This is a genomic window from Hymenobacter metallilatus (genome assembly GCF_003944705.1).
GTDB classification, from domain to species: domain Bacteria; phylum Bacteroidota; class Bacteroidia; order Cytophagales; family Hymenobacteraceae; genus Hymenobacter; species Hymenobacter metallilatus.
In genome coordinates this window covers 172,549-188,589 of record NZ_RWIS01000011.1, presented here as the reverse complement: position 1 = coordinate 188,589, position 16,041 = coordinate 172,549, and the positions used below count along the sequence as shown (strand labels likewise).

General features: G+C 59.9%; 16 protein-coding genes. 7 read left to right on the top strand and 9 right to left on the bottom strand.

Annotation, left to right across the window (positions count from 1 at the left end; all coding sequences use genetic code 11):
* Positions 1-78 precede the first annotated feature (78 nt).
* The 4 genes from gldG to EI290_RS16395 all read right to left on the bottom strand — a co-directional run bounded on the left by gldG (position 79) and on the right by EI290_RS16395 (position 4,598).
* Entirely contained in the window at positions 79-1,800 is a 1,722-nt protein-coding gene (gene gldG, locus EI290_RS16410) for a gliding motility-associated ABC transporter substrate-binding protein GldG (RefSeq protein ID WP_125432593.1), read from the bottom strand.
* A 138-nt stretch (positions 1,801-1,938) separates the two neighbouring features.
* Positions 1,939-2,664 (bottom strand): gliding motility-associated ABC transporter permease subunit GldF, encoded by a 726-nt coding sequence (gene gldF / locus EI290_RS16405; protein ID WP_125432591.1) that lies wholly within the window; start codon positions 2,662-2,664, stop codon positions 1,939-1,941.
* Positions 2,665-2,832: 168 nt separating this feature from the next.
* Entirely contained in the window at positions 2,833-3,741 is a 909-nt protein-coding gene (gene gldA, locus EI290_RS16400; RefSeq protein WP_125432589.1) for a gliding motility-associated ABC transporter ATP-binding subunit GldA, read from the bottom strand.
* Positions 3,742-3,905: 164 nt separating this feature from the next.
* On the bottom strand, positions 3,906-4,598 hold the full coding sequence (locus EI290_RS16395; RefSeq protein ID WP_125432587.1) for an SDR family oxidoreductase: 693 nt from the start codon (positions 4,596-4,598) through the stop codon (positions 3,906-3,908).
* A 61-nt stretch (positions 4,599-4,659) separates the two neighbouring features.
* On the opposite strand from EI290_RS16395, the gene EI290_RS16390 reads away from it, so the two are divergent.
* A complete protein-coding gene (locus tag EI290_RS16390) occupies positions 4,660-5,394 on the top strand; it encodes a GIN domain-containing protein (protein WP_185817038.1) in 735 nt (244 codons plus the stop codon).
* 5 nt (positions 5,395-5,399) lie between these two features.
* On the opposite strand, the gene EI290_RS16385 is transcribed toward EI290_RS16390, so the two are convergent.
* Positions 5,400-6,110: an SDR family oxidoreductase gene (locus EI290_RS16385; protein WP_125432583.1), complete on the bottom strand. Its 711-nt coding sequence runs from the start codon at positions 6,108-6,110 to the stop codon at positions 5,400-5,402.
* A 158-nt stretch (positions 6,111-6,268) separates the two neighbouring features.
* Here EI290_RS16385 and EI290_RS16380 point away from each other — a divergent pair, with 158 nt between their 5' ends.
* Together EI290_RS16380 and EI290_RS16375 are read left to right on the top strand one after the other, a co-directional pair.
* Positions 6,269-6,958 carry an MlaE family ABC transporter permease gene (locus EI290_RS16380; RefSeq protein WP_394343533.1) on the top strand — a complete coding sequence of 230 codons (690 nt, stop codon included), beginning with the start codon at positions 6,269-6,271 and terminating at the stop codon, positions 6,956-6,958.
* A 93-nt stretch (positions 6,959-7,051) separates the two neighbouring features.
* Positions 7,052-7,861 (top strand): ABC transporter ATP-binding protein, encoded by an 810-nt coding sequence (locus EI290_RS16375; protein ID WP_125432579.1) that lies wholly within the window; start codon positions 7,052-7,054, stop codon positions 7,859-7,861.
* Between the two features lie 104 nt (positions 7,862-7,965).
* Here EI290_RS16375 and EI290_RS16370 read toward each other — a convergent pair whose 3' ends face one another.
* From EI290_RS16370 to EI290_RS16355, 4 genes are all read right to left on the bottom strand, one after another.
* Positions 7,966-8,517 (bottom strand): YfiT family bacillithiol transferase, encoded by a 552-nt coding sequence (locus tag EI290_RS16370; protein WP_125432577.1) that lies wholly within the window; start codon positions 8,515-8,517, stop codon positions 7,966-7,968.
* 361 nt (positions 8,518-8,878) lie between these two features.
* Positions 8,879-9,505: a bifunctional nuclease family protein gene (locus EI290_RS16365; RefSeq protein WP_125432575.1), complete on the bottom strand. Its 627-nt coding sequence runs from the start codon at positions 9,503-9,505 to the stop codon at positions 8,879-8,881.
* 101 nt (positions 9,506-9,606) lie between these two features.
* On the bottom strand, positions 9,607-10,584 hold the full coding sequence (locus EI290_RS16360; RefSeq protein ID WP_125432573.1) for an electron transfer flavoprotein subunit alpha/FixB family protein: 978 nt from the start codon (positions 10,582-10,584) through the stop codon (positions 9,607-9,609).
* A 120-nt stretch (positions 10,585-10,704) separates the two neighbouring features.
* Positions 10,705-11,445: an electron transfer flavoprotein subunit beta/FixA family protein gene (locus tag EI290_RS16355; protein ID WP_125432571.1), complete on the bottom strand. Its 741-nt coding sequence runs from the start codon at positions 11,443-11,445 to the stop codon at positions 10,705-10,707.
* A gap of 74 nt (positions 11,446-11,519) precedes the next feature.
* Here EI290_RS16355 and EI290_RS16350 point away from each other — a divergent pair, with 74 nt between their 5' ends.
* From EI290_RS16350 to EI290_RS16335, 4 genes are all read left to right on the top strand, one after another.
* The gene (locus EI290_RS16350) at positions 11,520-11,861 is read left to right on the top strand and encodes a tetratricopeptide repeat protein (RefSeq protein ID WP_125432569.1); all 342 of its coding nucleotides are present in this window, start codon (positions 11,520-11,522) and stop codon (positions 11,859-11,861) included.
* 253 nt (positions 11,862-12,114) lie between these two features.
* Positions 12,115-12,792, top strand: a complete 678-nt coding sequence (locus EI290_RS16345; protein WP_125432567.1) for a response regulator — start codon at positions 12,115-12,117, stop codon at positions 12,790-12,792.
* 228 nt (positions 12,793-13,020) lie between these two features.
* Entirely contained in the window at positions 13,021-14,370 is a 1,350-nt protein-coding gene (locus EI290_RS16340; RefSeq protein ID WP_125432565.1) for an ATP-binding protein, read from the top strand.
* A gap of 377 nt (positions 14,371-14,747) precedes the next feature.
* Positions 14,748-15,827, top strand: a complete 1,080-nt coding sequence (locus tag EI290_RS16335) for an efflux RND transporter periplasmic adaptor subunit (protein ID WP_125432563.1) — start codon at positions 14,748-14,750, stop codon at positions 15,825-15,827.
* Positions 15,828-16,041: the final 214 nt, after the last annotated feature.

The following is a 16,041-nucleotide window of genomic DNA, read 5'->3' as shown; positions in this document are numbered from 1 at the left end:
GTCAGCACGCAGCTAACCGGTCTGATGCACTACGTCTGTCAGGCCAAGACACCGTTCCAGAATCTGCTTTATATCTCTTTAAAACCGTGCGTACCGCCGCTTCCGCCGCCAGGCGCGCACGGCTCCGAACAAGGCCAGCAGCACCAGCGGCGCGCCCAGGTTCAGCAGCTGCCAGCGGCGGCGCTCCTCCACTACCCGCAGCTTGTCGAGGGGGCGCAGGGTGATTTGCTTGCCGCGCACGGCAATCAGGCCCGATTCGTCGAGCATGTAGTCCACGGCGTTGAGCAGCAGCTCCCGGTTGGCAAACTCGGTGCTGGCGAGGCGGTCGAAGCCCAGGCGGAAGGGCCGGCCGGTTTTGGGGTCCACCTCGTTGCGCACGAAGTCGCCATCCGACACCACCAGAATTTTGGCGGGCTTGGCTCCGGCGGGCGTGGCGGGCTGAAAGTTGGTGGTGCCGGGCTCAGCGCGGTTGGCGTAGAGAGAGCCGAACTGGCCTTCGAGCAGGTAGCCTACGGGCTTAAATTGCGAAGTGTAGAGCTTGGGGTTGGGCTCCAGGCGGGCGTCGTTCAGGTTCACAGGCACCGGCGAGGGCAGCACCCGGGTGTAGCGCGAGGTGAACAGCAGCGGCGTTTTGCGGATGCCGGTGGCCTTCACCGTGTCCATGCTGCTTACAAATTTGGTGTACACCGCATCGAGGTTGCGGGTGATGGGGTGCGGGCTGAACTTGTTGATGAGCGGGTAGAACTGCCAGGGCATGGGCTCCACCTTGGGCTTGTTGCCGGTCATGCCCGTTACCAGCGGAATTACGCCGGAGTTGAGGTCGAGCAGCAGATCGGGGTTCACGCGCACGCCGTACTTGAACAGCAGATCATCCAGGTTGTGCGACTGGGGGAAGGCCAGCATGCCGCCCCGGCTGGCGCTGTCGAGGTTCACGCGCATGGCATCCACGAAAAACAGCGCGTTGCCGCCCCGGGTGATGAACTGGTCGAGCTTGAACTTCTCGGGCTCGGTGTACGCCCCGGCCGGCTTGGCCACGATGATGGCGCTGAGCGTCTGCAGCGCTTCGGGCCTTGACTGAGCCAGGTTCACCCGGAACACGTCGTAGTACTGACTCAGGGAGCCAATCAGGTCGCCGGCTTCCACGTTGGTCAGCTCGCCGTGGCCTTCCACTACCCCAATGCGCTTGCGCTGGCCGGGGTTGAGCTTGCGGATGGCCGAGGCCAGCTCGTATTCCAGCCCTTCGATGCTCTGGTTGAGGCGCACGTCGGAGGGGGCAGCCTGGTTGCCGCGCAGCAGCAGCACGTTCTGCTCCTTGCCGCCGGCCGATACCACGGCCCAGGGGAAGATGATTTTCTCCACGCGCTTGCCGTTCTCGTTGGCCCCCAGATTGGTGGGGCTCAGGCCTTTCTTGAACAGCGTCTGGTAGTAGTCGTTGCGGGCCTTCTCGGTGCCAGCCGCCGAGGGGTCCACGAACACGTAGTGCAGGTTGGAGCCGCTGTGCACCTGCATTTCGTTCAGGGTTTCGCGCACCGACTGCTGCAGGCGGCGGAAGGCCGGCGGAAAGTCGCCATCCAGGTACACCGTTACGGTAACCGGCTGCTTAAGGCCCGAAAGCAGCGTCTGGGTAGCGGCCGACATGGTGTAGCGCTTTTCCTCCGTGAGGTCGAGGCGGAAGAAGTACAGCCCCCCGAGGAAGTTGAGTAGCAGCAGCCCCAGCAGCACTGCCCCGAAGCGCGTCAGGTCGCGGCGTTTGCGGGGAGTGGCGGCTGCGGTTACAATTGGTTGTTCAGTAGATGCCATAGCGTGGCGAGTTACAAGAAATCAGCTGTCATCCTGAGGGAAGCGAAGGACCTTACCGCGTGAGAATAATTCGTTCCAGCGTGAAAAGGTCCTTCGACGCCGCTCGATGCGCGGAATGCTCAGGATGACGGTATAGTGTTACCAGTTGCGGCTTTGCAGCACCAGGCGCGTGGCCAGCAGGCAGCCGGCAATCAGGCTCAGGAAGTACAGCAGGTCGCGGGAGTCGATGAGGCCCTTGGCCAGGTCGCGGTAGTGGGCGGCAATGCCCAGCTGCCCGATGTAATAGGCCAGACCGCCATCAAACACCGAGGCCAGCGAATCGAAGCCGGAGTACACCAGAAAGCAACCCACCACGGCCACCAAAAAGGCCACAATCTGGTCGCGCGTCAGGGCCGAGGCCAGCACCCCGATGGCCGCAAACACGGCTGCCAGCAGCGCCAACCCCAGGTAGGAGCCCACCGTCGCGGCCGAGTCGATGTTGCCGGCGGGGTTGCCCAGCTGGTACACCGAGTAGTAGTAGAGCAGCGTAGGCACCAACGCCAGCAACGCCAGTAGCAGGCAGGCCAGGTACTTGCCCCCGATGATCTGGCCGTCGGTGAGCGGGCGGGTGAGTAGCAGCTCCATGGTGCCGGCTTTCTTTTCCTCGGCAAATGTGCGCATGGTGAGGGCCGGAATCAGGAACAGGAAAATCCAGGGGGCAATGTTGAATAGCGTCTGCAAATCGGCAAACCCGTAGTCGAGCACCGAGCTGTCGGGGAACACCCACACGAACAGGCCGGTAGCCACCAGAAACACCCCCAGCACCACGTAGGCTACGGGCGAGTTCAGGAAGCTGTTAAATTCTTTGCGAAGGATGGCGAGCATCTAGGCTGGTGATGTGATGATGGGGTAATGGGATAATCAAAAGCAAGCACAATGTCATGCTGAGCGGAGCCGGAGGCGTAGTTGAAGCATCTCTACCTCTGACTACTTACTTACCATTACAACGAAGCGGTAGAGATGCTTCGGCTTCGCTCAGCATGACGTTCTTCTTCATCTGGTCAGCTCCTGAAACACCTGCTCCAGGCTCTGTTCTTCCTGACGGAGGCCCAGCAGCACCCAGCCCTGGGCGGCGGCGAGGCGCGAAATGGCCCCGCGCTGGTCGGCGCCGGGGCGGGCCCGGATGCGGTAGGTGTGGCCAGTTTCGGCCTCCACGGCCAGCACGCCCGGCAACGCCCGCAGCGGGGCAACGTCGATGGCCTGCTCGAACTCGGCGCGGATGATGGTTTCGCCGGCGGCGCGGGCTCCCAGCTCCGATACGGGTGAGTCGGCCACGAGGCGGCCCCGGTTGATGATGACCGCGCGGCTGCACAACGCTTCCACCTCGGGCAGAATGTGGGTGCTGAAAATGACCGTTTTGTCCTGGCCCAGCTCCCGAATCAGGCTGCGGATTTCGCCAATCTGGTTGGGGTCGAGGCCGGTGGTGGGCTCGTCGAGGATGAGCACGCCGGGGTCGTGGATGAGGGCCTGGGCCAAGCCCACGCGCTGGCGGTAGCCTTTCGAGAGGGCTCCGATCTGCTTGTTCTGCTCGCGTCCCAGCCCCACCCGATCCACCAGCTGCCGCACCCGCTGGCGCAGCGCGCTGCCGCCCAGCCCGTGCACCGAGCCAATGAATTCGAGGTACTCGTGCACGTACATATCCAGGTACAGCGGATTATGCTCAGGCAGGTAGCCCACCCGGCGGCGTACTTCCAGCGGATCGGTCTGCACATCGAAACCATCCACTACTACCGTGCCGGCCGAGGGCGGCAGGTAGCCGGTGGCAATTTTCATGGTGGTGGACTTACCGGCCCCGTTCGGCCCCAGAAACCCCAGGATTTCGCCCTTCCCGACCGAGAAGCTGACGTTGTCCACGGCCGTTTGCGGGCCGAAGATTTTGGTGAGGTTGGTTATTTCTACCATGTGAGTACTTTGGTCTAGTTCTATCAGAACGTCATTCCGAGCGGAGCCGAGGAATCTCGCGTGCTGAGGTTGCAATAGTAATTTCAACGTCAGCACGCGAGATTCCTCGGCTCCGTCACACTACGCTCGGAATGACGTTCTACTGGTTGTCATCAATCGGCAACTCACTTCACCTGCGTCGGGCGCATTTGGATTTCCGAGAGCAATACGGTCTGCGGGGCTTCCAGCGCGTGCACGATGGTGGCGGCCACATCTTCGGGCTGCATTTTATGCGGGTCGGGCTGCTGGCCGGGCTCATTGCCGTTGAAGTTGGTTTCCACCGAGCCGGGCATCAGGCAGGTCACGCGCACGCCCTGGGGGCGCACTTCCTTGAACAGGGCATCGGAGAAGCCGCGCACGGCGTACTTGGTGGCGCAGTAGCCAGCCAGGTTGGCGGTGCCCGCCGTACCGGCCAACGACGCCACGTTGATGATGTGACCCAGCTGCTGCTTTTTCATGGCGGGCAACACGGCGCGGGTGCAGTAAAACAGCCCGTGCACGTTGGTATCGAACATCTGGTGCCACTGCTCCGATGAAAACCCGTCAACTGGTCCAAAATTACCGAGGCCGGCGTTGTTCACCAGTACGTGGATTTCCGGCCCCGCAGCCTTCACGGTGGCGTCGTAGGCCTTCTGCACGTCGGCTTCCTTGCGAATGTCGCACCGGATAAAGTGGAAGCGCGGATGCTTGAACTCATTGGGGGCGGTGCGGCCCCAGCCGGCTACTACCATGCCTTTGGCCAGCAACAGCTCGGCCGTGGCCCGCCCAATACCTTTGCTGACGCCTGTGATAATGGCTACCTTGCCGCTGAGGTCCATAGGCCTGGGTTATATGGTGTGGTCAGATTTAAAGATGCAAGTTAGTGGGCTCAGCCGGGTTTTGCGCGGCCTTGCGTATGCTGGCGCGGCCACACTCCTGCTGTCCGGCTGCAGCAAGGAAAACGAAGCCGGCTGCTTTACCAGTACCGGCAACATTGTGACGGAGCGCCGCAGCCTCCCGCCCTTTCGCGTGCTGACCACCTACGACAACGTGCAGGTGACACTGGTGCAAGACCAGGAAACCTACGCCGAGGTGCGGGCCGGCAAAAACCTGCAGGACGATATACGCCTGGAAGTTAAAGGCGAGGAGCTGGTTATCCGCAATACCAGCCGTTGCAACTGGGTGCGCCGCTACAACACGCCCCGGGAGGTACGGCTGCATACGCCCCACATTACCAGCACCTTCCTGCGCGGCCAGGCCGATATCCGCACCGAAGGTCCGTTCAGCCAGGATACCATCTTCTTTCACCTCATCGGCTCCGGCGACTACCACCTGCACCTGCGCAGCACCTACGTGGGCATGAGCCAGTACGAGCTGGGCGACATCTACCTATCGGGTTCAGCCCAAGAGCTGCACCATACACTGGGCGGCAACGGCAGCCTGTATGCAGCCGATTTTCCGGTACAGAACCTGTACCTGCAAACCAACTTCGACAGCAACGGCAACCTGCACACCCGCGCCTCGGAGCTTCTGGCGGGTTTCCACGCGGGCATCGGCACTATCTATTTCAGGCCACCAGCACCAGCCCGAATTGAGCTCAGCACCACTGGCAAGGGCAAAGTACAGGCCGAATAAGCGCCCTAAATATCTCCCAGCTGTGGCCGAATCAGCAATTCCTCCACCACCGCCTGCGGCGACAGGGAAAACGCCCCAAAAATAGCCTCTGCTATGTCTTCGGCCCGGATGAACCGCTCGGCGGGTAGGTCCACGCCCTCCCAACTGGCCGTGAGGGTAGCCCCCGGCAGTACAGCCGTTACCCGAATGCCCGCGTCTTTCAGCTCCTCGCGCAGGTTGCGGGTGAAGCCCAGCAGCGCGTGCTTGGCAATACCGTAGGAGCCGCCATTGGGGTAGGCCGTAATGCTGGCCGTGGAACAGATGTTGAAGATATAGCCGCTCCGCTGGGCCAAAAGCCCCGGCAGCAGGGCCTGCGTTACATCGTAGGCGCTGAGCAGGTTCACGTCCAGCATCCGGCGCAGCTGCGAGCCATCTAGGGGCTCCTCCTGCAACCGCCCCGGCACAAAAGCGCCCGTGTTGTTGATCAGTACCTCTACCGGCCCCAGGCTGTTTACCAGTTCCGTGAACCGCACGGTATCGGGGCGCTGGCTCAAGTCGGCGGCGTGGGTGTGCAGCACGGCACCCGGCACCAGCTCAGCAGCGGCCGTTTGCAGCGCCTCCAGGTCGGGGGCGGAGCGGGCACAGGTGACTACCGGATAACCGGCCCGCAGAAACCGGAATACCAGCGCCCGCCCAATTCCTTTGGTACCTCCCGTGACAACGATATTTTTTTGCATTCCTTTGATTGCTGAAGCAGTTTTTACGTAAGCACAACGGCTACCTTCACCGGGCAAATTGCCGGCTGGCATTTACGAGGCTGCAAGTTTCGCTTTTCCTTTTGTTTTTCGATTGTATGGTCAAAGCCTTCGGTGAATTCCTGCTCTTCCTTCAGAGCATGCTTACGCGAAAAGAACGCCTGACGGTGCTCTGGCAGCGCACCTTGGATGAGTGCATCGTTATTGGCATCAACTCCATCTTCATTGTCGCCATTGTATCGGCATTTATTGGCGCCGTTACCTGCGTGCAGATTGCCTATAACCTCACCAACCCGCTCATTCCCAAAAGTACCATTGGCTATATGGTGCGCGAAATGACCATTCTGGAGTTGGCCCCTACCATTACCAGCATTGTGCTGGCAGGCAAGGTGGGCTCCAGCATTGCGGGCGGCCTGGGCACCATGCGCATTACCGAGCAGGTTTCGGCACTGGAGGTAATGGGCATCAACTCGGCATCTTACCTGGTATTTCCGCGCATTCTGGCCTCCATGCTCATGTTCCCGCTGCTCGTGATTCTGGCCATGGCGCTGTCCATCATTGGGGGGTATCTGGCGGGCTCCCTCACCGGGGCCCTGTCGGCCCAGGAATATGTGGAAGGCATCCGCACCGACTTTATTCCTTACAACATCGTTTTTGCCCTGATTAAATCGGTGGTATTTGCGTTTTTGGTATCGGCTATATCCTCCTTCAAAGGGTTTTATACCCAGGGGGGAGCTTTGGAAGTGGGCAATGCCAGCACCACGGCCGTAAACAACTCCATTATTGCCATTCTCATTGCCGATTTCGTCCTGGCGGCGTTGTTGTTGTAGGATAAAGGATTAGGGTAGTAGGATGAAGGACTGTCGTTCAATGGTGTCTCTCATCCTGCATCCATTATCCTGCATCCATTATCCTTTTACCCCATGATTGAAGTCCATAACGTTCAGAAATCCTTCGACGGCAACCAGATACTCAAGGGCATCACCTGCACCTTCGAAACGGGCAAGTGTAATCTGCTGTTGGGGGGCTCCGGTACGGGCAAATCGGTCCTGTTGCAGTGTATTGTAGGCCTTATGAAGCCTGATTTAGGCAGCATTACCTTCGATGGCACGGTGTTCACCAACAACAAAGTGCAGATTCGCCAGGAAATCAGGCGCAAGATTGGGATGCTGTTCCAGGGCTCGGCCCTGTTCGACTCCATGACAGTGTATGAAAATGTAGAGTTTCCTTTGAAGATGCTGACGCCGGAAATGAGCCGGGAAGAGCGGCGCGACCGGGTGGAGTTTTGCCTGAAGCGGGTAGGGCTGGAAAATGCCGGCACTAAAATGCCTTCTGAAATATCGGGCGGCATGAAGAAGCGGGTGGGTATTGCCCGCGCCATTGCACCCAACTGCACTTACCTGTTCTGCGACGAGCCCAACTCGGGCCTCGACCCGCTCACCAGCATCAAAATCGACGAGCTAATCCACGAAATCACCCACGAATACGGCATTACCACCGTAGTAGTAACCCACGATATGAACTCCGTTATCGAAATCGGGGACCATATCATTTTTCTTTATAAGGGCCAGAAGCTTTGGGACGGTAACAAAGACGAAATTCTCAACGCCCAGGTACCCGAGCTCAAAGAATTTATCTTTAGCAGCAGCCTCGTGCGCGCCGCCAAGAAGGTAGATGACGAAACCGAAGGCGGCCTCGCCGCCGCTACCACCGACGAAGCTATTAATATTTAGAGACATGAGACGGTGAGACATGAGAAGTGAGACTTCTGTTCATTGGCCCCTACGCAAGAACGGAAGTCTCACTTCTCATGTCTCACCGTCTCATGTCTAAAAATCTACTGCCGCCATCCTTCGCGCTGCACCAGGCTGCCGATGTGGGCCAGGTGGTGCCGGCCGTGCCAGGAGTACAGTACCAGTGCCTGATCGAGCGTGTAGGTGCGTTTGGATTCGGGGTGCAGGAACGTGCGCTGCCACTGCGCATCAGTAAGGCCCCGCAGCAGCCGCACCCAGCGGATGTGCAGCGCCTCCAGCAGCGCCAGCGACACGGCCGGCGGGGTAGTGGCCACATCGGGCAACTCGGCCCAGGCGGCCTCGTTGTAGGGCCTGATGGTGGGGTTTTCCTCGGTGAGAGCCAGCCGGAAGCGGGTATAAGCGTTCAGGTGAGAATCGGGCAGATGATGGATTACCTGGCGTACTGTCCAGCCCTCAGGCCGATAGGGGGTATCCAGCTGCTCGGGCGTGAGGCCAGCCACGGCCGCCCGTACCTGGTCGGGCAACGTAGCCAGGTGGGCCAGGTAGGCCGTCCGGGCACCCCGGTCAAGGGCCTCGTCGGGTAGTACGGGGTGGCCGATGGGGTAGCGCAGGTCGGGAGTGACGGGAGTTTCCATGCAGAAGTTGGGAGGTTGATGCGGGCAGAAAGGTACGGCGGGTTCAGCTTCTGTCATTGCGTACCGGCGGCGCCGCTAATTTGTCCTTCTCAGCGCTGTAATCAACCGAATATGAGAATCTCCTGGTACCAGAACAGTTGCAGAGACGCGACACCGCGCGTCTCGTGTTTGACCAGTGTCACCTCAACAACACCAGCACGCGCCGAGGCCGAGACGTGAAGTGGTGTGGCCCTACACTCAAAAGCCCCTACCGCTTTACACGGTAGGGGCTTTTGCATAGATTAAGGCTTGGCGCTTGGGAAAGGACGGACTGATACCGCCTGCCCGGCGGAATGCCTGGCGTCCTCGCAGGAACAGCTCGTTAGCCGTTGCGCTTGTTGAGTTCGTCCCGGATTTTGGCAGCTTTTTCGTAATCCTCACGCTCCAGGGCCTGGGCCAGCATTTTGGTTAGCTCATCCAACGACACCTGGCCGCTGGGCTCCTTGGGCTCGGCGGGCGACGGCACCGGCCGGTCGCCGGAGTCATCATCCTCATCGTCGTCGTCATCCTCATCAGAGTCCTCAGCGTTTTCGTCGAGGTCCGACAGGATAATGCCGGCTTCGCTCAGCACGCTTTCCACCGTAAAAATGGGTACCCCGAAGCGTAAACCAATGGCAATGGCATCAGAAGGGCGTGAATCCAACTCGAAAGTGGTGGCTCCATCGGAGCACACAATTTTGGAGTAAAAAACGCCTTCCTTCAAATCGGAAATCAGTACTTCAAGCACCGCCACGTGCACCTGCTCGGCAAACGACTTGAACAGGTCGTGGGTGAGGGGCCGGTTCGGGTTGATTTTCTCTATCTGGATGGCAATACTCTGCGCCTCAAACATGCCGATAATGATCGGCAGACGCCGGTTGCCGGTTTTTTCACCCAGGATGAGGGCGAAAGAACCCGACTGCGACTGGCTGGACGAGAGGCCCAGGATTTCGAGCGGTATTTTTTTCACAAGTAGGGTCGTGGTGAATATGCTAGTGTGAAGAATGTGAAAATGTGCAACATACGGGAATGGCCGCAGCACATTTCCCGCATGTCGCACATTTCATCACATTAATTCAACTCTTTTACCGCTTGCGTGAGTTTGGGCAGCACATCGAACACGTCGCCCACGATACCATAGTCGGCAGCTTTGAAGAACGGCGCCTCGGGGTCCTTGTTAATCACCACAATTACCTTGCTTGAGTTTACGCCGGCCAGGTGCTGGATAGCACCCGAAATACCGCAGGCAATGTAGAGGTTCGGCGACACGGTGATACCCGTCTGGCCCACGTGCTCGTGGTGAGGGCGCCAATCCACGTCCGAAACGGGCTTAGAGCAGGCCGTAGCCGCGCCCAGGGCCTTCGCCAGATCCTCAATGAGGTTCCAGTTCTCGGGGCCTTTCATGCCGCGGCCACCCGATACTACTTTGTCGGCCTCGGGCAGCAGAATGCCGCCGGCCTGGTCCTGCATCACCACCTGCTTGGGAGCATCGGCGAAGTCGGCATCCGTCAGCTGAGCCGAGAAGGCCTCTACCTGAGCGGTTTTGCCAGCCTCGTGCAGGGCTTCGATGGAGTTTTTCTTAACGGCAATGATTTTCCGGTCGCCGTCCAGCTTCACATCAGCAAAGGCTTTGCCCGAGAAGGCACCGCGCTTCACCGTGAACGAGCCGCCGTCGGTTTTGGGCAGCTCCACCACGTTGGTGGCAATGCTGGCCTGCAGGCGCACCGACAACCGCGAGCCTACCGAGGCCCCGATGTTGGAGTTAGCCAGTACAATGACTTTGGCATCTTCCTTCTGGGCGGCGGCGGCAATCAGCTTGGTGTAGGCCCCGTTCACGAAATCCTTGAGGCGGGGCTCGGCGTCATGCAGCACCTTGGTGATGCCCTGCTCGCCCAGCTTGGCCAGGTTGGCTTCGGTGGCTTCACCCACGGCTACGGCCGTAGCCGTGGTGCCCAGCATCTGGGCTACCTGGCTGCCGTAGGAAGCTACTTCCAGCGAGGATTTCTTTACCTCGCCGCCGTCACATTCAACAACTACTAGTACAGACATTTTTCAGAGAGTTATGAGTGCTGAATGTTGAATTAGGAATTTGCGAATAATGCATCCCGCCCGCGTGAGCAAGGACAGACCAATTCATCACTCATAATTCAACACTCATCATTCTACTTTTTAGATAACCTTGGCTTCGTTGCGGAGCAGTTTGATCAGCTCACCGGCGTTTTCGGCGGGGATGAGCTTCACGCCTTGCTTGGCCGGGGGCAGCGCGTACGACGATACTTCCGTACGGGCGGCGTCGGCGGTGGGCTCCACCACTTTCAGGGGCTTGGTGCGGGCCGTCATGATGCCGCGCATGTTGGGAATGCGGGGCTCGCACATGGGCTGCTGGCAGGAAGCCACGAAGGGCGTGTTTACTTCCACGATTTCCTTGCCGCCTTCAATTTCGCGCTCCAGCGTGGCGGTGTTGCCGCTCATATCCAGCTTCATGGCCGGGGCCACCGTCGGGATGTTGAGCAGTTCGCCTACCATGCCGTGCACCTGGAAGCCGTTGTAGTCGATGCTTTCCTTGCCCATCAGAATCACGTCGTAGCCACCGTCTTTGGCGATGCTGGCAATCTGCTGGGCTACAAAGAAGGCATCTTTGGGGTGGGCATTCACGCGGATAGCGTCGTCGGCCCCAATGGCCAGCGCCTTGCGGATGTTGGGCTCGGTATCGGCCTCCCCTACGTTGAGTACCGTTACGGTGCCGCCACCCTGGGCTTCTTTCAGCTCAATGGCGCGAGTGAGTGCATACTCATCCCAGGGATTGATTACGAACTGTACACCAGCCTTGTTAAACTCCTTATTATCAGGAGTGAACGTGATTTTGGTGGTCGTGTCGGGTACGTTGCTGATGCAAACGAGAAACTTCATCTACGGCTGCTTATATGGAAGATACTAGGAGAAAGTGTCAAATTTGGGGCGAAGATACTCAAAACTACCGCCCCATGGAAACTGCGCCGAGCCGCCTGCAACAACTCCTGGTCTTCTACCAGGATGATCCTACCGACGCATTCACCATCTACGCGCTGGCCACCGAATACCGGGCCACGGAGCCGGAACGGGCCATGATGTACTACCAGAAACTACTCGACGAGCATCCGGACTACGTGGGTACGTACTACCACGCCGGCAAGATGCTGCAACAGCTGGAAAAGCCCGAAGAAGCCGAAAAAGTTTACCGCAGAGGCCTCAGCGTGGCCCGCAAAGCCGGGCAGCTGCACGCCGCCAGTGAAATCCAGCAAGCCCTGAACCAGCTGCTGGGTCTGGATTACGAGGACGAGGACTAGGGTGGGTGGCTAGGTAGGTGGATGGTTGGGTGGTTGAACGGATGGATAGCTGATTTAAGAAAATCTGTCATCCTGAGCATGTCGCGCATCAAGCGAGGACGAAGGACCTGACCACGTTTGCCTAGTTCAGCATACCTTCCGTTCCGCCACCAGCCGTTCTGCCGTTATAAGTTCCTTCGTCCTCGCTTGATGCGCGACATGCTCAGGATGACAGTTCACCCATTCAACAATCCACCCATTCAACCATTTCCCCATGAAAATTCTGCTGGTTGAAGATGAGCCCAAAGTATCGGCGTTTATAAAGCGGGGGCTGGAAGAAGAAGGATTTGAGGTGGAGGTGGCTTACGATGGGCGCTTTGGGCGGCAGCTGGCCCTCTCCCACTCCTACGAGCTGATTATTCTGGACGTGATTCTGCCCTATTTCAGCGGGCTGGAGGTACTGGAAGCCATCCGGGCGCAGGACCAGCAGACGCCGGTGCTCCTGCTCACGGCCCTGGGCACCACCCAGGACAAGCTGCACGGCTTTGGCGGCGGGGCCGACGATTATCTGGTAAAGCCTTTCGATTTTCCGGAGCTGGTGGCCCGGGTGCGGGCCCTTACGCGGCGGCGCGGTCAGCAGGCTAAGGGCTCGGCCCTCAGCTTTGAGGACCTGACACTGGACTCGGCCGCCAAAACCGTGACGCGGGCCGGGCAGCCGCTCAAGCTCACCGCCCGCGAATTTGGGCTGCTGGAGCTGCTGCTGCGCCACCCCGGCCGCGTGCTCAGCCGCGCCGAGCTGGCCGCCGACGTGTGGGAGGACTCCTTCGACGCCGGCTCCAACGTGGTGGATGTGTATGTGAACTACCTGCGCAACAAAGTGGACAAGCCCTTCTCCCGCAAGCTCATTCACACGGTGGTGGGCATGGGCTACGTGTTGCGGGCCCAGGAGTGAGAAGTGAGAAGTGAGAAGTGAGAAGTGAGAAGTGAGAAAAGGAACGTCATTCTGAGCGAAGCCGGAGGCGAAGTCGAAGAATCTCTACCGCTTCGTTGCCTCACGACCAGGATTACTAGTGCGGTAGAGATTCTTCGACTTCGCCTCCGGCTTCGCTCAGAATGACGTTCTTTTAGGTCCTTTGCTTGCCCTTCACAACTTCACCTTTCACAACTTCACCACTCCTCCATGACCATCCGGAACCGATTGACGTGGCTGTTTGTGGGCGTGGTGGCAGTGATTTTGCTGGCGGTGATGACCACCATCTACCTGCTGCAGGCCGATTACACCCACGAGGAATTTCACCAGCGCCTGCGCGACCGGGCTGAGGTGACGGGTTACGTGTTTCTGGAGCAGGACGAGCTGCGGGCCGAGGCATTCCGGGAGTTTCAGCGCCGCTATCTGCGTACGCTCACCGGCGAGGTACTACAGATTTACGACGATAAGCTGCAGCCCCGCTTCATTGAGCAGGATACGCGCGTGGCCATTTCCGACCGGATGCTGACGCGGATTATCACTGAGAAAGAAGTGTATTTTACGCTGGGCAACCGGCAGGCTATCGGGCTATTTTACACCGATAATCAGGGCCAGTTCGTTATTGTGGCTGCCGCGGAAAACCACTCCGGCGCAGCCCGGCTGGAGCATTTGGTGCTGATTCTGGCCAGCATCTTCGTGGCAAGCCTGGTGGTGATATACGTGGCCGGCCGGGTGTTTGCCGGGAAGGCCCTGGCTCCGATTGCCCGTGTCAACGACCAGGTGGACCGCATCACCACCCAGGATCTGCACTTGCGCGTGAGTGAAGGCATCAGCCACGAGCAGGACGAAATAACCCGTTTGGCCCGCACCTTCAACCGCATGCTGGAGCGCCTGGAGGAAGGCTTCGAAACGCAGCGCACCTTCGTCAGCAATGCCTCGCACGAGCTGCGCACGCCCCTCACGGCCACCATTGGTGAGCTGCAGGTGCTGCTGAACCGGGAGCGGGAGCCGGCCGCGTACCGGGAAGGCGTGGCCTCGGTGCTGCACGAGCTGCAACAGCTGAAACTGCTCATCAACAACCTGCTCGACCTTACCCAAACCAATACCGGGGCCCGCGACGAAATCCGGCTGGATGAGCTGCTGGCCGAAGCCCGGGAAGCGGTGCTGCCGGAGCAGCGCCGCCGGGTGCAGCTCACGTTCGGGCAGCTGCCGGAGGATGCCGAGGCTCTCGAAATCCAGGGCAACCGCCAGCTGCTGAGCCGGGCCCTCACCAACCTGCTGGACAACGCCCTGAAATACTCCTCCGCCGACCAGCCGGTGGAAGTGCAGCTGGAATACCGGGCTGGCCGCCGTTACATCCGGGTGCAGGACCACGGCATCGGCATCAGCGAAAAAGCCCTGCCGCAGGTATTTCAGCCGTTTTTCCGGGCCGATAACGCCCGGCAGGTGGTGGGGCACGGCGTGGGGCTGCCGCTGGCCCGCAAAATCATTCAGCTGCACGGCGGCGAGGTGCACATCAGCTCCCGGCCGGGCCAGGGCACGGTGGTAGAGGTGGAATTGTAGCAGAAAGGTTGAGTTATTGCACGATGTAGAGACGCAATATTTTGCGTCTCGTCGTTGCTGACGTTGTTTGGATTGTGCGTTACCACGTCGCTGCTAACGTTATTCAAACGCTACATTACCGTGTCGTTCAACGACGAGACGCAAAGTGTTGCGTCTCTACACCGTTCTGCCCATCCTACGAACCAACAACATCAGCACGCGGGATGCTTCGGCTGTGCCTCTGCATGACGTTCTATCCTTCCCTATTCCGACCTCTATTCTCAGAATTCGGAAGAAAATTCATCAAAAACTCACGCTCTAATCCGTTTCTAATGCGGCTCTAACCGGGTCCTAATATCGGCGGCGTAAGCTTGCACCTCACTTGTGTTGCTTACCCCATGACCCGATTATTTCACTTCGCCAGCCTGCTGCTGTTACCCTCCGGCCTGGGCCTGGCCAGCTGCTCCGAAGAAGCCGCCGAGACCGTAACGCCCGCCGCTGCTCCCCGACTCACTAACCTCACCACCGATACCGTGCGCCTGGCCCCGGTGCAAACCCACCTAAAGCTCAGTGGACAGGTAGTTACCAATGCCGACCGCACGGCTCCCGTGTACCCGGTGGCCGGGGGCGTAGTGGAGTCGGTGCCCGTGACGCTGGGCGACGAGGTGAGCAAGGGCCAGGTGCTGGCCGTGGTACGTAGCACGCGGGTGGCGGGGCTGGCCCAGGAAGCCCAGGTGGCCGCCATCAACCTGGTTACTGCCCGCCGGGAGCTGGCGGCTACGGAATTAATGCACGCCGATGGCATGGCCTCGGAGCGGGAGCTGGCCCAGACCCGGGCAGCGTGGCGCACGGCCCAGGCCGAAACCCACCGGGTGCAGCAGCAGCAGGCGGTGCTGGGGGCCTCGCAGGAGCGGTACGTGGTGCGGGCCCCGCTGGCGGGCACCATCACCGCCAAGCATGTCAGCGCCGGGATGCAGTTTGAGCCGGGGCAGGTGGATGCCCTGTTCACCCTGGCCAACCTGGATGAAGTGTGGGTGCTGGCCGACGTGTACCAGGCCGATATTGCCGGCATGCGGGTGGGCGTACCGGCCGAAATCCGGACGCTGGCTTACCCAGATAAGGTATTCACCGGGCAGGTTGACAAGGTGTTCAACCTGCTGCACGCCACCAGCAAGAGCCTGCAGGTGCGGGTGCGGCTTCCCAACCCCGGCCACTTGCTGAAGCCCAGCATGTACACCCAGGTGCAGCTCACCCGCACTCTGCCCGAGCAGCTGCCCACCGTGCCAGCCGGCAGCTTGGTATTTGCCAACGGCCGCCGCTACGCGCTGGTGCTGCAGGAATCGGGGCAGGTGGAAACCCGAGCGGTGGAAACCGGCCCCACGGTGGGCGGCGTGAGCTTCGTGCGCAGCGGCATAATACCGGGCGAGCAGGTCGTCACCGGCAACCCGCTGCTTATTTACAAGGAGCTCAATGATTAGGCCCGCTATTCCGGTCAGTGCACCGGCAGGGCGCAGTAGCGCGAACTGTGTAGTTGGCGTCCCGGAACGACAATCGTTCGGACGGCTCGGGGACGCGAACTACAAAGTTCGCGCTACTATGGGCTACGGTTTACACCCCGATGAACTGTCTGAGTCCGGGCTGTGGGTGGCGCGGGCCATGTGGACCTCGGAGCGGGAGTTGGCGCAGCGGCCG

What these genes read in the sequence shown, in the direction of transcription:
- gldG (WP_125432593.1), bottom strand. Translation starts at nt 1,800, where the DNA reads ATGGCATCTACTGAACAACCAATTGTAACCGCAGCCGCCACTCCCCGC.
- gldF (WP_125432591.1), bottom strand. Translation starts at nt 2,664, where the DNA reads ATGCTCGCCATCCTTCGCAAAGAATTTAACAGCTTCCTGAACTCGCCC.
- gldA (WP_125432589.1), bottom strand. Translation starts at nt 3,741, where the DNA reads ATGGTAGAAATAACCAACCTCACCAAAATCTTCGGCCCGCAAACGGCC.
- EI290_RS16395 (WP_125432587.1), bottom strand. Translation starts at nt 4,598, where the DNA reads ATGGACCTCAGCGGCAAGGTAGCCATTATCACAGGCGTCAGCAAAGGT.
- EI290_RS16385 (WP_125432583.1), bottom strand. Translation starts at nt 6,110, where the DNA reads ATGCAAAAAAATATCGTTGTCACGGGAGGTACCAAAGGAATTGGGCGG.
- EI290_RS16380 (WP_394343533.1), top strand. Translation starts at nt 6,269, where the DNA reads ATGCTTACGCGAAAAGAACGCCTGACGGTGCTCTGGCAGCGCACCTTG.
- EI290_RS16375 (WP_125432579.1), top strand. Translation starts at nt 7,052, where the DNA reads ATGATTGAAGTCCATAACGTTCAGAAATCCTTCGACGGCAACCAGATA.
- EI290_RS16370 (WP_125432577.1), bottom strand. Translation starts at nt 8,517, where the DNA reads ATGGAAACTCCCGTCACTCCCGACCTGCGCTACCCCATCGGCCACCCC.
- EI290_RS16360 (WP_125432573.1), bottom strand. Translation starts at nt 10,584, where the DNA reads ATGTCTGTACTAGTAGTTGTTGAATGTGACGGCGGCGAGGTAAAGAAA.
- EI290_RS16355 (WP_125432571.1), bottom strand. Translation starts at nt 11,445, where the DNA reads ATGAAGTTTCTCGTTTGCATCAGCAACGTACCCGACACGACCACCAAA.
- EI290_RS16350 (WP_125432569.1), top strand. Translation starts at nt 11,520, where the DNA reads ATGGAAACTGCGCCGAGCCGCCTGCAACAACTCCTGGTCTTCTACCAG.
- EI290_RS16345 (WP_125432567.1), top strand. Translation starts at nt 12,115, where the DNA reads ATGAAAATTCTGCTGGTTGAAGATGAGCCCAAAGTATCGGCGTTTATA.
- EI290_RS16340 (WP_125432565.1), top strand. Translation starts at nt 13,021, where the DNA reads ATGACCATCCGGAACCGATTGACGTGGCTGTTTGTGGGCGTGGTGGCA.
- EI290_RS16335 (WP_125432563.1), top strand. Translation starts at nt 14,748, where the DNA reads ATGACCCGATTATTTCACTTCGCCAGCCTGCTGCTGTTACCCTCCGGC.